This window comes from Mucilaginibacter celer (assembly GCF_003576455.2).
Taxonomy (GTDB): Bacteria; Bacteroidota; Bacteroidia; order Sphingobacteriales; family Sphingobacteriaceae; genus Mucilaginibacter; species Mucilaginibacter celer.
Window position 1 is genome coordinate 6,802,946 of record NZ_CP032869.1, and the last position, 14,127, is coordinate 6,817,072.

Annotated in this window: 12 protein-coding genes; 3 read left to right on the forward strand and 9 right to left on the reverse strand. The window is 43.8% G+C overall.

Going from position 1 to position 14,127, the window contains the following annotated elements; genetic code table 11:
• Window positions 1-10 precede the first annotated feature (10 nt).
• Window positions 11-526, reverse strand: a complete 516-nt coding sequence (locus HYN43_RS28590) for a DUF892 family protein (protein WP_119407236.1) — start codon at window positions 524-526, stop codon at window positions 11-13.
• Window positions 527-1,191: 665 nt separating this feature from the next.
• On the opposite strand from HYN43_RS28590, the gene HYN43_RS28595 reads away from it, so the two are divergent.
• Both HYN43_RS28595 and HYN43_RS28600 read left to right on the forward strand, forming a co-directional pair.
• A complete protein-coding gene (locus tag HYN43_RS28595) occupies window positions 1,192-1,746 on the forward strand; it encodes a hypothetical protein (RefSeq protein WP_119407237.1) in 555 nt (184 codons plus the stop codon).
• A gap of 191 nt (window positions 1,747-1,937) precedes the next feature.
• A complete protein-coding gene (locus tag HYN43_RS28600) occupies window positions 1,938-4,061 on the forward strand; it encodes a TonB-dependent receptor family protein (RefSeq protein ID WP_162996668.1) in 2,124 nt (707 codons plus the stop codon).
• 109 nt (window positions 4,062-4,170) lie between these two features.
• Here HYN43_RS28600 and HYN43_RS28605 read toward each other — a convergent pair whose 3' ends face one another.
• Together HYN43_RS28605 and HYN43_RS28610 are read right to left on the reverse strand one after the other, a co-directional pair.
• Complete coding sequence (locus HYN43_RS28605) at window positions 4,171-4,539, reverse strand: response regulator (protein ID WP_119407239.1); 369 nt, start codon at window positions 4,537-4,539, stop codon at window positions 4,171-4,173.
• Between the two features lie 122 nt (window positions 4,540-4,661).
• On the reverse strand, window positions 4,662-5,240 hold the full coding sequence (locus tag HYN43_RS28610; RefSeq protein WP_119407240.1) for a thymidine kinase: 579 nt from the start codon (window positions 5,238-5,240) through the stop codon (window positions 4,662-4,664).
• Between the two features lie 73 nt (window positions 5,241-5,313).
• Here HYN43_RS28610 and HYN43_RS28615 point away from each other — a divergent pair, with 73 nt between their 5' ends.
• Window positions 5,314-6,375, forward strand: a complete 1,062-nt coding sequence (locus tag HYN43_RS28615) for a hypothetical protein (protein WP_119407241.1) — start codon at window positions 5,314-5,316, stop codon at window positions 6,373-6,375.
• Between the two features lie 132 nt (window positions 6,376-6,507).
• Here HYN43_RS28615 and rodA read toward each other — a convergent pair whose 3' ends face one another.
• The 6 genes from rodA to purH all read right to left on the reverse strand — a co-directional run bounded on the left by rodA (window position 6,508) and on the right by purH (window position 14,052).
• Window positions 6,508-7,776, reverse strand: coding sequence for a rod shape-determining protein RodA (gene rodA, locus HYN43_RS28620; protein ID WP_119407242.1), 1,269 nt, complete (start codon window positions 7,774-7,776; stop codon window positions 6,508-6,510).
• A complete protein-coding gene (gene mrdA, locus HYN43_RS28625) occupies window positions 7,773-9,809 on the reverse strand; it encodes a penicillin-binding protein 2 (RefSeq protein ID WP_119407243.1) in 2,037 nt (678 codons plus the stop codon). Before mrdA ends, rodA begins: the two co-directional genes overlap by 4 nt.
• Entirely contained in the window at window positions 9,806-10,324 is a 519-nt protein-coding gene (locus HYN43_RS28630) for a rod shape-determining protein MreD (protein ID WP_119407244.1), read from the reverse strand. The genes mrdA and HYN43_RS28630 overlap by 4 nt, the downstream gene beginning before the upstream one ends.
• Complete coding sequence (gene mreC / locus HYN43_RS28635; RefSeq protein ID WP_119407245.1) at window positions 10,317-11,150, reverse strand: rod shape-determining protein MreC; 834 nt, start codon at window positions 11,148-11,150, stop codon at window positions 10,317-10,319. The genes HYN43_RS28630 and mreC overlap by 8 nt, the downstream gene beginning before the upstream one ends.
• Before the next feature lie 124 nt (window positions 11,151-11,274).
• A complete protein-coding gene (locus tag HYN43_RS28640; RefSeq protein ID WP_109606865.1) occupies window positions 11,275-12,297 on the reverse strand; it encodes a rod shape-determining protein in 1,023 nt (340 codons plus the stop codon).
• 228 nt (window positions 12,298-12,525) lie between these two features.
• Window positions 12,526-14,052 (reverse strand): bifunctional phosphoribosylaminoimidazolecarboxamide formyltransferase/IMP cyclohydrolase, encoded by a 1,527-nt coding sequence (purH, locus tag HYN43_RS28645; protein ID WP_119407246.1) that lies wholly within the window; start codon window positions 14,050-14,052, stop codon window positions 12,526-12,528.
• Window positions 14,053-14,127: the final 75 nt, after the last annotated feature.

The window sequence follows — 14,127 nt, forward strand, 5'->3', positions numbered from 1 at the left end:
GCCGCTTAGTTTAAATATATTTTGCCCTTATAAAATTATAAAGCGTTCGTTTATTAAATATACGGTTTAAATGCTCGTGCAAAAACGTACCTATCTGATGGTGGCTATTGGCGACTAACTGTAACAACTGTATCGAGTTTTTTTCAATCTGCTCAATATCCTGCAGGTACAGGATGATGCTCATATCGCGCAGCTGTTCGTCGTTGCTTTGTTGCTGTATGGCCGTAAAATCATCTTCAAGCATAGCCACAACGCTGGTGCAGTTTTCAAACGAGTAACGTTTTTCCAGCAGGGCGTATACGCCGTCCATGCGGGCAATCTGCTCTTCGGTTTCGTTAATGGTATCTTTTATGGCTTGCTGCAGGTCTTTAAAATTGTCGTTGTCAACAACTTCCAGCATTCGCTCGGCCAAATGGGCGCGGGTGCAGTAAATCCTGTTAAGGTGTTCTGTAAAAAATATCGTCAACTTGTCGGGCGCCCATTGTGTTGGGTGGGGGTGTACCGTACCGGGTATTTTCTTTTTCATTCAATAAAAAAATCAGTCATAGTTACAATAATGCCGCTTTTTCATGCAGATCCCTTTTTGTTAAAAGGAATGTATGACCGATAACAAAAAACACAGGAATGAAATTTGACAGAAAGCAACCGCTTCTAATAACGTAAAAAGAACAGCATGGGCTAATAGCGTATAGCTCTATTGCTTCTCCTTAACAGTAAAATGACACAGCTTAAACAATCTTCATTCTTTAATGTGATTATAAACAGGATTAGTAATGTTCTCTAAAACATTCAATCCAATCCATTTAATCATCAGGGCATTATCAAATAAATGTATTTGGCATGGGTCAAATTGCGTACCGATTTTGTTACATTCTCTCAGAAATTGCAATTGTAATATATAAGTTACCTTGTTTTTGAGGCAGTTTCTGAGATTAGGGTTTGATTTTCTTAGTAGTTACAAAAATATATTAGCTGTCAGTTGTTTGTATATTGGTCTATTCGGCATAGTATACATAATGTCTGGATAATGAATAGGGTTGATGATTGCGCTTAAAGGCTGAACTCCAATGTTTAAACTGTTTTTACAGAATTTATCCAAAATTAATTCCTCCTGTTTAAATTTTTAAATAATTGCACGATTATCTTATCCGGATTTTGCGTAGCATTGCTTTTGTTTAGATTGATTATTGATTGAAAAAGCTTTTTGCCATAGTAATGCTCATAACGCACCTGCTTAACCTGGTGGGATACACGGCGCTCAATCAATATTTTACCAATCGCTCAAACAGTGTAATAGCCCGGCAAATAAGTAAAGGGAAGTATGATACCCGCCAACTGATTGAGATTAAAATAAAACAGAACCTTCCGTATATTCATGACTGGGCCGGTTATGAAAACATTTCGGGCCAGGTGCAGCTTAGCGGCGTATCTTATAATTATGTAAAGCTGAGGGTTACCCGTGATGCGCTTTACCTGCAATGCATTCCCAATTACGAAACCACCAAACTGCTTAATGAAAACATCATTTGTGCTAAAAATCAGGGTAGCAATCCTGTAAGTAAAAAAGCGCACGAATCAACAGATAAAAAGCTTGGTAGCGATGCCAAATACAATTGCTTAGAAATAGCTTATACTTTTGTAAAACCCGAAGAGCAAAGGCCGCAACCCGCTACCTTTATTTATATCAACATACCCGATCCTGTAGTACCCGTTGGCGGCAGGCCCCCTGAAGCGCTGGTTGCATAATCCCTTTTTTGATTTTTTTACCTGTTTGTTAGTGGCCGGGCGTTTTGCGTTTGGTGTATGCCTTTTGTATACGCCGATGTTAACCACGGCTGTAACTACAGCATTCCCCTATTTTTTTCAATTTAAATACAATGAATACTCTTTATAAATTTTCATTGCCTGCGTTTTTTATTTGCTGCGCAGGCACAGTTATGGCACAACATAAAAGCGTGAAGGATACCCTGCAACTGGATAGCGTAATCATCCGCGAGAGCCGCCCAAAGCACCTGCCCAATATATCGGGCACCAATATTTTTGCGGGTAAAAAAACATTTGATGTTTTTTTTGATGCCGGTAAGGCCAACCTTGCCAATAACAATGCCCGTATGGCTTTTGCCAAAGTGCCGGGTGTTAATGTTTGGGAGATGGATGGCGCAGGTTTGCAGCTTAATATCGGTACCCGGGGTACCGATACACACCGATCCATCGAAACCAATATCAGGCAAAACGGCTATAACACCAACTCGGATATGGCCGGTTATCCCGAAAACCATTATAACGTGCCTTTTCAGGCGGTAAGCGAAATCCAGATTGTACGCGGTTCGGCAGCTTTGCAGTTTGGCAGCCAGTTTGGCGGGATGCTTAATTTTAAGATTAAGGAGGGCGACAGCACCAAGGTTTTTGGTTTTGAAAGTGAGCAATCGGCGGGTTCAAACCGTTTTTTTAACTCCTACAACGCTATTGGCGGTAAAGTAGGTAAAGTAAGCTATTATGCCTTTTACAGCGCCCGCACCGGCGATGGCTGGCGGCCAGATGCGGCTTTCAACTCGCGTGCTTATTATGCCAATATCAAATACCAGTTTAATGATAAGGGCAACATTGCATTCCAGTTTTCGCGCTCTGATTATCGCCAGCAGATAGCAGGTGGTTTAACCGATGCGCAGTTTGATGCCAATAACAGGCAGGCCACCCGTACCCGTAACTTTTTTAATCCCGAAATCAATATCCCTGCCTTGCTGTTCAACTACAGGTTTGATAAAAATACCAAACTCGAAGTTACATCGCATTTACTATCGGGCCAGCGTAACAGTGTTCAATTCATCAACACCGCGAATATCCCCGATACTGTTAACAACAGCCTGAAAACCTTTAACCCGCGCCAGGTTGACAGGGATTATTATCGCGGCTTTGCTACCGAAGCCCGTTTGTTACATACCTATAAACTCGGCGATCTGAACAGCTCGTTCACGGCCGGCGTTCGGTACTTTGAACAAACCACCAAACGCAGGCAAAAAGGCACAGGTACCGTAGCATCCGATTTTGATCTGAGCCTGGTTAAGGATTATGGTATCGACCTAAGGTTGCACACCCTCAACTATACCGCTTTTGCCGAAAATATGTTCCAGATTACACGCGGGTTTACCGTTACCCCAGGTGTAAGGTTTGAAGATATCCATACCACAACATCGGGCGTTATTGTAAACCGTACAGTACCGGTAAGCTATAAAAATGATCGTAACTTCCCGCTGTTCGGTACCGGTTTACAGTACCAGTTTAATGATGGTAACCAGCTTTACGGTAATATTTCGCAGGCTTACCGCCCGTTCCTGTACGCGGCGGTTACCCCGGCAGATCAGTTAACCATCATCGACCCCAATATGAAAGACAGCAAAGGTTACAGCGCCGACCTGGGTTATCGCGGGCATTTCGGTACGGTATTCAGCTTTGATGTGAGCGCGTTTTATGTTTTTTACGGCAAGCGTGCCGGTACCTTAACCCAAACCGATGCCAACAACGTAAACCACCTGTACCTAACCAATATTGGCGATGGTGTAGCTAAAGGTATTGAAGCTTACACCGAAGTATCGCTGATCCGCTCGTTCGATAAAACAGCGGGCAACGATCTGCGTTTGTTTAACTCCTTATCGTATACTCACGGCCGATATACCACCGGCGCTATCAACCAAAATGGTAAAAATGTAAGCCTTGTAGGTAACCGTTTAGAGGGTACGCCCGATTGGATTGACCGCGCGGGTTTAACCTTTTTAAGCGGCCAGGTAAGCAGCACGTTGCAATACAGTTATGTAGGCAAAAGCTTTAGCGATGCCAATAACACGCTATTAAATCCAACCGGTGCAACCGGGGTGGTACCTGCTTATCATTTGTTTGATTGGGCCTTTAACTATGGCTTCCTGAAAAACTACCATTTTACAGCCAACGTGAACAATATTTTTAACGCTAAATATTTTACACGCCGTATTAATATGTATCCTGGTCCGGGTATATTGCCTGCCGATGGACGCACTTTTAATGTTGGGTTTGGGGTGAGGATCTAAGAGCCTCACCCAGTCCACTCCTCCGGAGAGAATTTAGATGAGATTCATAAAAAACGGCTTCCCCTGGTAATGGGGAGGCCGTTTTACGTAGTTAATTTGATAAGGCTTTTTACCTGATATGTTTTTTTACCATTTCGGAAAGAGACGTTAAATCGAAGGGTTTGGCAAGGTAGCCATCGGCATTGCCTGCTTTGGCAACTTCTTTAATATTACTTACGGCCGAGATGATAACTACCGGGATATTGCTTGTAGCCGGATCATCCTTTATACTTTTACTTAATTGTTGCCCATTTGCGTCGCTACTCCAGTCGGTAAGCCAGTTATCAAGCAAAATAAGATCGGGCTGTAGTGTTGATAACGTACGCAGTATACGCGAATTGTCGGATTGGATCACTTCGTAACCTTCTTCTTCCAATACATATACCACGGTATCGCGGATGTCTTTATCGTCCTCAATTACTAAAACCTTTTTGGCCATGATTGATATATAGTTTGTTAAACCAGGCTCTAAATGCCATAGTTTTATATTATAACAATCAAGTACCCCGTATTTGTTTTAGTATAAGGTATTAAATATTGAAATATTATTGAGAAAAGAAATCAGGCCTTTTTGTTGTAGCAAACCCTACAGCGCGGCTCATAGCTTTCCTTTTCGCCTAACAAAATCTTAGCTTCGTCGGGCACCAGGCGGTACGAATAAAGCGCCGGGTTGCCACATTGTACACAAACGGCCTGTAGCTTGGTAACCGATTCGGCAATGGCCATAATGGCGGGCATGGGGCCAAAGGGGCGGCCTTTAAAATCCATATCCAAACCGGCAACAATTACGCGGATGCCGCGGTTGGCCAGTATGGTACAAACTTCGGGTAGTTCGTCGTCAAAAAACTGGGCTTCATCAACGCCAATTACGTGGGCATCGCTGGCCAACAGTAAAATGGCCGAAGCGCTATCAACCGGGGTTGAGGTTATTTTATTGGCATTGTGCGATATAATGGCTTCTTCACCGTAACGGGTATCGGCTTTAGGGCTGAAGATCTCCACCTTGAGTTTGGCAATGCGGGCGCGGCTTAAACGCCTGATCAGCTCTTCGGTTTTGCCCGAAAACATTGATCCGCAAATAACTTCGATACTGCCGCCTAACTCGCTTTTACGCCTGAAAACCTCTTCGTGATATACCATTTATGCCTTTTATAGTCGGCAAATATCAGAATTTAATCCTACTTTTGATAAGCATTTTCCTAACATCGAGACCATGAAGCAAATGGATGTATTTAAAAAGATAGGTGGGATTTTAAAAGAGCTTAATGATCAATACGACTACCTTGCAGCCGATCCAGGCGAACTGAACGAGCTTGAACTGGAGCTTTTTGTAGCCAATGCCCATTTTTTAAAAGACCATGCCGAAATACTGCGCCGCATTAACGAACGCGCTGCTACACCCGCTCAACCCACCGTTGCCCCGCCAATAGTAGCTGAGCAACCCAAACCCGCGCCTGTACAATCAGCTCCGCCAAAACCGGTAACTCCGCCTGCAGCCAAAAATGAGGCCCTGCACGAGCAGCGTTTTTTTGAACCGGTGGTTCAGCAGCATATCCCGGTGCCGGTTGATAAAATTGAAATAACTAAAGAGGCCGAGCCTGTTGCGCCTGTACCTTTCAATAACCCGGTTAAGATTGATGTAATAGCGGCAGAGCCACAAAAGAAAACCGAACCGGAGCCACAAATAGATTTGACGGCTGCGCACGAAAAAGATAGTTATTCCTTTCAACAGGAAATACCCGAAGGCAAGAGTTTTGAGCTTGATTTAAACGAAGCTGATACCTGGGATGACGGTGCTGATGAATTTGAACTGGAAGAGTTGACCAACGAAGTGCCTGCAAAAGCTGTAGAATCTGCGCCTGTTTTAGCTGATACTAAAGCGGAACCAGAGGTTAAGAAGCCGGAAGTACAACAACCGGTAGCAAATAAAGCAGATGCCGACGCCCAGCAGGTGTTAACCTTTAACCAAAAAATAATGGCCCAAAAGGCAGAGAAGGCAACCGCTGCCGCTGGTAGTGCGCCTGCTGAATTGCCGGTTACCGACCTTAAGTCGGCCATTAACCTGAACGATAAACTGCTTTATATTAAAGATCTGTTTAATGGTTACAGCCTGGCTTACAGCGAAGCCATTGAGATAGTAAACCGCTTCAATACTTTTGAGGAAGCTGAGCGTTTCCTGAAAACCAATTACGTGGTTAAAAATAACTGGGAAAGTAAACAGGCTACTACCGAGAAGTTTTATGCTTTGTTGAGGAGGAGATATCCGAACGGGTAGTTGGGAGATAGATATTTAACATTCGTCATTGCGAGGTACGAAGCAATCGCACGCAAGCAGGTTTGCCCTGTATAGTTCGCGATTGCTTCGTGCCTCGCAATGACGTTTTTATAGTGCCTTAATACTTCCCTCTTATATAATCCCCATCCGGTTCGAATCCAGCTTAATCAGGACAAACAACAACATTGTAAAGCTCAGCAACGACGATCCCCCGTAGCTGATAAAGGGCAGCGGGATACCGATAACCGGCACAATCCCGATGGTCATACCGATATTGATCACTACGTGAAAAAAGAATACCGATGCCACTCCGTAGGCGTATACCCGGGTAAAAGGAGATCGCTGTCGTTCGGCCAGGTAAATGATGCGGAGTATGAGGAACATGTACAGGCCTATAACTGTTATCGAACCGGCAAATCCCCATTCTTCGCCTATAGTACAAAAGATGAAATCTGTACTTTGAGCCGGTACAAACGAATATTGAGTTTGCGTACCATGCAAATAACCCTTGCCCCACAATTTACCCGAGCCTATGGCTATTTTTGATTGATTTACGTTATAACCCTCGCCCCTTAAATCGGTAGTGATGCCTAACAGGATATTGATACGTTCGGTTTGGTGTTGTTTTAATACTTTGGAGTAAATGAATTTAACGCTGAATATAAAGGCGATACAAATACCAAGTCCTATAACCATGGTTGTTATTAACTTCCGGTTTCGCCTTACCAGGTAGATTACTAAAGCCGTAATGGCCGCTAAAACCAGGATGATGTAAAGCGGGTTATAAAGTAAGGCCATTACAAATAGTGCAATGAAAAGTCCTTCTATAATCAGGAAATAGGGTGATAGGCCTTCCCTATATAATACAAATATTAAGGAGCAAAACACCAGGGTTGAGCCCATATCGGGCTGCCTTAATATCAGTAACATGGGCAAACCGATAATGCCAGCAGCCATTGCAAATGATTTGGGTTCTGTAACCCGGATATTGGTGCCGCTTAAATAACGTGCAAGTAGCAAACATGTAGCAAGTTTGGCAAACTCGGAGGGTTGAAGCCTGAAACCGCCGCCCATGTTGATCCAGGCCTGGTTACCGCCTACGTTTCGCCCTATAATGAGTACCAGTATCAGCAATAAAACCACTATTACATAAAAGGCGGGGGCAAGGGCTGCTATAAACCGGCTTTCGAGCAGCAGGATCACTATAGCTATCACTATCGATACACAAATAAAGATAAACTGCTTACCGTAATTTGTTGATGCATCAATAAGGCTTGAATGGCTGGGGTCGAAAACCGCGGCGCGGATGTTAAACCAACCAATAGCACAAAGTACCAGGTACAATAAAACGGTTAGCCAGTCAACATTAAAAAAAAAGCTGCGTTGCTGATGGTTACTCATGATCGTGCCCTCCTGCCTGTTAATATACTGATGATGCTGCCTGCTTTATTGTTACCGGCTGTTTCCTGCCTTGCTTTTTTAATTGAATCTGCTTTTACTTTTTTAATCGAATCGGCCTTAAATCTTTTTACCGAATCGAGTTTGGCACTGCGGATGCTGTCGCGCCTGCGCTCTTTCATCAAATCTTTTGCGTACAGTGCCAGATCGGGCAGGCGGTTGGCATTGGCAAAGTAATCAACCGTATACCCGGCTTCGCGGGCGGTTACCTTACCTGTTAAATATTTTTCTACTATAAAACTGGCAATCGGAGCTGCCCAGTGCGCGCCCTCGCCCGAGTTTTCAACTACTACAGCTATCGCGATCTTAGGATTATCGCGCGGAGCGAAAGCTACAAACACCGAGTGGTCTTCACCATGCGGGTTTTGGGCGGTACCGGTTTTGCCGCACATGATAATGCCCGGTATTTTTGAGCGGCGTGCCGTACCGTTTTCAACTACCGCCTGCATACCGTTAATTACCGGTTCAAAATAGCCCGAATCGATACCCACATAATTTTTTTCGGTGTATTCCTTTTTGATTACGTTTTCGGTACCTATAGCTTTGATAAGGTGCGGCTTATAAAAAAAACCACGGTTGGCAATGGTACACTCCAGGTTAGCCATTTGTAAAGGTGTTGCTAAAAGCTCGCCCTGGCCAATAGCCAGCGCTACAATAGTGCTTGAACGCCAGCCTCCATTGTGATAAATGTTGTCATAATACAAAGGGGTGGGTACGTTGCCACGGCTTTCGGCCGGCATATCCAGATCAAGCCTTGCGCCGAGGCCGAATTTCATCACGTTGTTTCGCCATGCTTTAAAGTTGGCTTCGGTATTTTTTACGCCGTACCTGTCAACAATACGCTGAAAAACCATCGAAAAATAGCCGTTACATGATTCGGCTACAGCCCGGGCCATATTAACTGAACCATGAGCCTCGCCGTGGTTACAGTGAACAATACGGTTTCCAGCCCGGTAATTACCGGTGCAATAAAAGATTTCATTAGGGCTGATGATCCCTTCCTGTAAAGCGATAAGCGCGCTTAAGGGCTTAAAGGACGAACCGGGAGGATATTGCGCCTGTATAGGCCTGATGAAAAATGGCTTATATGGGTTGTTGTACATTGCGGCCAGGTTATTACCACGCTGGCGGCCAACCATCAGGTTTGGGTCATAAGTAGGGCTGCTCACATAACACAATATCTCGCCGCTTGATGGTTCGATAGCTACAATACTACCCAACTTATTTTGCATCAGTTTTTCACCAAGCCTTTGCAGGTCGATATCAAGGGATGAGGTTAAACGCTCGCCCGAACGGGGAACAGTATCTAAAGCGCCGTTAGCAAACGATCCTTTCGGAATTCCCTTCGAATCTACCATTTGCACCTGCACACCGCGCTGCCCGCGAAGTACGTTTTCATAAGCTTTTTCAACACCGGTAACGCCAATATAATCGCCGAGGCGGTAATAATTGTTTGATCGTTTGATATCGCGATCGGTAACTTCACCAATAAAACCAAGAAATTGTGCGGCAATTGAATCGGGATAAGTACGTATGGTACGCGGCACTACCGAGAAACCCGGAAACTCAAAAAGCTTTTCCTGCAGGGCTGCATATAGTTGAACCGAAAGCTGTTTTTCGAAGATGAACGGTTTGGCGGGCGATTGCTTTTGGGCTTTGATAAAGCGCTTGTAAAAACCTTCTTTATCAATACCAATCATTTTACAAAGCAACAGGGTATCAAAAGGCCGGTTAACATCTTTAGGGTTAACCATTACATCGTAAATAGGTTCGTTTTGTACCAGGATTTTGCCGTTCCTATCCAATATCGGGCCGCGGGCAGGGTAAAGTATGGTGGTGCGCCTTACGTTACTGTTGGCATAAATCTCGTACTTATCATCCACAATCTGGATATAGTAGAGCCTTGCCAGCAGGGCAAATATGATAACTAAAAAGATACCGGTTATAACGTAGCGGCGTTCAAAAAATTTATTCATTTACGTTCTTTCCTCCTGAAAAATAGCAGGCCCGAAATCAGTATTAAAAATACTGTAAATAATGAACTCAAAACAACACGGCTTAGTGTATATTGTATTTCAGAAAAGCTAAATACCTCCAGGTTAAGCAGGAAAAAATGATGTACAAGGGTAAGTACAATAGCATATGTAAAAAACCACCTGAAGCCCATAATACTTAAAGTGGGTTCGGGTTCATTATCAAAGCCATCCTTTTGTACTGTTATGCTGATAAATAATATCCTTACCAGGGCCAGTACCACACAGGCCGAAGCGTGTAAGCCGGGAGTATCGTAAAACGCATCAACAGTGAGGCCTAAAACAAACGCCAGCACAAACAGTAAAATGTTTGGCACTTCGAAAGGCAACAGGAGGATAAACAGGATATAAAAATACGGCGTGGCCAGGTTATAAAAGGTGATATTTTTTAACAGTAAAACCTGCATAAAAACCAGCACTAAAAACCTTAAAACGTTAATCAGGATAGTCCTACTCATTTTTGTTTTGCACGGCCTCCAGTCCCGTTTGTTCGGTGGCAAATTTGTTGTTTACCACGTATACGTATTGCAGTTTAGTGAAATCTACGGCTAATGCTACTTCCACATTGATTAGTAAACCGCCACCCTTGGCATGCAGATTGATGATTTTACCAAACGGGATACCTGTTGGGAACAGCGAATAGCCCGAGGTTACCACCAGTTCGCCCATTTTAGGTTGCGCGTTATTCTGAATATCAATCAGTAATCCTTTATGCGGATCCATGTCATTACCCCAAACAAACGAGCCGATATCTTTGGTATTGGTAAGCATGGCGCTAAAACGGGTGTTTTTATGCAATACCGATTGAATGATGGCCAGGTGCTCAGTAACATCAATTACCTGCCCTACAACACCGGCACCGGTTATTACGCCCATATCTTTTTGGATGCCGTCTTTACTGCCCCTGTCTATCGTAATATAATTGCTTCGTTTGTTAAACGAGTTATTGATAACCTTGGCTACAATGTAGCTGTATTGTTGCTTGTAAACGGTATCGTTTACCTTGCGTTTATCAACACTATCTACATAAAACGAAGCTTTAACCTCGCCGCGCAGTTTAGCGTTTTCGCGGGCCAGGCTATCGTTGGTTTCCCTTAACGAGAGATAACTTTTAAACGCGTCGGCCTGTTTAAACAGGGTACCTGTAACCGCGTTGGTAGAGTTTAAAAACGAAGCCTTTTGAAACGAGTTATACTTAATGTAAATGATAAGTGAGCTGATCTCAAAAATCAGGAACAAAAAAAACGCGTTATACTTTCTTATAAAAGCCCAAAGGTTACGCATTATTGGAGGTTAGTTAATTGGAGATCAGAGATTAGTTGTTTTGCAAAATTAGAGATTAGAAATTGTAGAAAAGTATCTTAACGAAAACTAATCTCTAATCTCCAACCTCTAATCACTAACTCAGTTACTGCATTAAAAATTTAAAGTTACCAATATTCTTCAGGGCGGTGCCGGTTCCGCGTACTACGGCGCGAAGCGGATCTTCGGCTACGTGTACAGGGAGTTTGGTTTTGGCAGCCACACGCTTATCCAGGCCGCGCAATAATGCGCCGCCACCGGTTAAGTAAATACCGGTTTGGTAAATATCGGCCGAAAGCTCGGGCGGGGTAATCTCGAGTGCTTTCAGTATCGCTTCTTCTATTTTAGAGATCGATTTATCTAAACAGTGTGCAATTTCGGTATAAGATACCATGATCTGTTTGGGTACGCCGGTCATCAAATCACGACCTTGAACGGCAAAATCGCCCGGCGGCTCGCTCAATTCAGGAAGGGCGGAACCAACCTCAATTTTAATTTTCTCGGCAGTACGATCACCGATCATAATGTTATGCTGACGACGGATATATTGAACGATGTCCGAATCGAAGTTATCGCCCGCAACTCGGATAGACTGATCACAAACGATACCCGATAAAGCGATAACCGCGATCTCAGTAGTACCACCGCCAATATCGATGATCATGTTACCCATTGGCTCTTCCACATCGATACCGATACCTACGGCAGCAGCCATTGGCTCGTGGATGAGGTAAACCTCTTTAGCGCCGGCAATCTCGGCCGAGTCGCGTACGGCACGTTTCTCCACCTCGGTAATACCTGAGGGGATACAGATTACCATACGCAGGGAAGGGAAAAACCAGCCTTTACCCTGGTTAATCATTTTAATCATCCCGCGAATCATGTGCTCGGCGGCGTTAAAGTCGGCAATTACACCGTCTTTAAGGGGGCGCACGGTACGGATGTTATCGTGCGTTTTACCTTCCATTTGCATGGCCTGGCGTCCAATGGCAATTACTTTGTTGGTGGTCCTGTCGAACGCCACGATAGACGGTTCGTCAACAACAACTTTATCGTTATGTATAATGAGGGTATTTGCAGTACCCAGGTCGATAGCAATTTCTTGTGTAAAAAAGTTAAATAAACCCATCTGGTATTTCTTTCAGTATGTTATGCAAAGTTTATAAAAATACGCTTAAATAGTTTAGCATTTTGCAATCTAAAGCGTTAAAAAATCACATTTATTGTGTTGTGAACAGGTAGAAAGGTTGAATAGGTTATTTTTCAGGTTGATTAAGTTAAAAGAAAATCATTATTTCCAATCTCCCGCAAAAACCTCTCACTCAATGATTCCGTTAACCTAATCAACCTTTAAATTTTAGTGTTTAAAGTGGCGCACGCCGGTAGTAACCATGGCTAAGCCCTTCTCATTACACATTGCAACCGAAAGCTTATCGTTGATCGATCCGCCTGGTTGTAAAATAGCGGTGATACCTGCCTCGGCAGCTAACCCGGCACAATCCGGGAAGGGGAAGAAAGCATCAGATGCCATTACCGCGCCGTTCAGGTCGAAGCCAAAGCTTTGTGCTTTGATCACGGCTTGTTTCAAGGCATCAACCCTTGAGGTTTGACCAACACCGCTGGCCATCAACTGGTTATTTTTAGCAAACACAATGGTGTTTGATTTGGTATGTTTTACAATTTTGTTGGCGAAGAACAGGTCGCTCAACTCTGCCTCTGTTGGGGCTTTTTCGGTAACGGTGGTCATTTGGGTTGGGCCTTCAATAACCGCGTCTTTATCCTGCTCAATAACACCGTTCAATAAAGTTTTGAAGTGTTTAACCGGCAATTCAACAGGCTGACGAACCAGCAGGATGCGGTTCTTTTTGCCCGAAAGGATGGTAACAGCCTCATCGCTGAAAGCTGGAGCGATAAGCACCTCGTAAAATAACTTGTCGATCTCGGTAGCTGTATCGGCATCGATCTCGGCATTGGCAATAATTACACCACCGAAGGCTGAAACCGGATCGCAAGCTAAAGCATCAACCCATGCTTGTTTAATGGTTGGGCGTGTAGCTACACCGCAAGCATTGGTATGTTTTAGGATGGCGATGGTTGGCTCGGTAAACTCGTCGATAATAGCAACGGCCGCGTCAACATCAACCAGGTTATTGTACGAAAGCTCTTTGCCGTTCAGTTTGGTGAACATGGCATCCAGGTTACCATAAAAAGTACCTTTTTGGTGCGGGTTTTCGCCGTAACGTAAAACCTGGCTGGTTTGGATGCTCTGTTTAAATACCGGAAGCGGTTCGGCCTCGTTAAAGTAGTTGAAAATATGGGTATCGTAGTTTGATGAAATGTTGAACGCTTTTTGAGCGAATGAACGGCGCTGATCAATAGTGGTAACACCATCCTGTGTTTTCAGGATGTTTTTTAAACTGTTATAGTCATTTTTCGACGCAACGATCACTACATCTTTAAAGTTTTTGGCAGCCGCGCGGATCAAAGAGATACCGCCGATATCGATTTTTTCGATAATATCTTCGGCGCTGGCGCCTGATGCTACGGTTTCTTCAAAAGGGTACAGGTCAACAATTACCAAATCAATTTCAGGAATTTCGTATTGTGCTATTTGCTGTTTATCGCCATCATGATCTCTGCGGGTTAAAATACCACCGAAAACCTTAGGGTGCAGGGTTTTAACACGACCACCAAGGATAGAAGGATATGAAGTAAGATCTTCTACCGGGATCACATTAACGCCTAAATTGCGGATAAAAGTTTCGGTGCCACCGGTTGAATAGATATTTACACCAAGGCGGTTTAACTCATGAATGATGGGCTCTAAATTGTCTTTATAGTAAACAGAAATTAAAGCATTTTTTATTTGAACTGACTGGCTCATGTACACGCTGTTTTTAGAGCCGCAAAGGTAGTAATTAGTGATTAGAGATTGGAGGTTAGAGGTTAGTTTTTTTTC

Coding starts and splice junctions, on each gene's coding strand:
- HYN43_RS28590 (WP_119407236.1), bottom strand. CDS start 526: ATGAAAAAGAAAATACCCGGTACGGTACACCCCCACCCAACACAATGG.
- HYN43_RS28600 (WP_162996668.1), top strand. CDS start 1,938: ATGGCACAACATAAAAGCGTGAAGGATACCCTGCAACTGGATAGCGTA.
- HYN43_RS28605 (WP_119407239.1), bottom strand. CDS start 4,539: ATGGCCAAAAAGGTTTTAGTAATTGAGGACGATAAAGACATCCGCGAT.
- HYN43_RS28610 (WP_119407240.1), bottom strand. CDS start 5,240: ATGGTATATCACGAAGAGGTTTTCAGGCGTAAAAGCGAGTTAGGCGGC.
- HYN43_RS28615 (WP_119407241.1), top strand. CDS start 5,314: ATGAAGCAAATGGATGTATTTAAAAAGATAGGTGGGATTTTAAAAGAG.
- rodA (WP_119407242.1), bottom strand. CDS start 7,776: ATGAGTAACCATCAGCAACGCAGCTTTTTTTTTAATGTTGACTGGCTA.
- mrdA (WP_119407243.1), bottom strand. CDS start 9,809: ATGAATAAATTTTTTGAACGCCGCTACGTTATAACCGGTATCTTTTTA.
- HYN43_RS28630 (WP_119407244.1), bottom strand. CDS start 10,324: ATGAGTAGGACTATCCTGATTAACGTTTTAAGGTTTTTAGTGCTGGTT.
- mreC (WP_119407245.1), bottom strand. CDS start 11,150: ATGCGTAACCTTTGGGCTTTTATAAGAAAGTATAACGCGTTTTTTTTG.
- HYN43_RS28640 (WP_109606865.1), bottom strand. CDS start 12,297: ATGGGTTTATTTAACTTTTTTACACAAGAAATTGCTATCGACCTGGGT.
- purH (WP_119407246.1), bottom strand. CDS start 14,052: ATGAGCCAGTCAGTTCAAATAAAAAATGCTTTAATTTCTGTTTACTAT.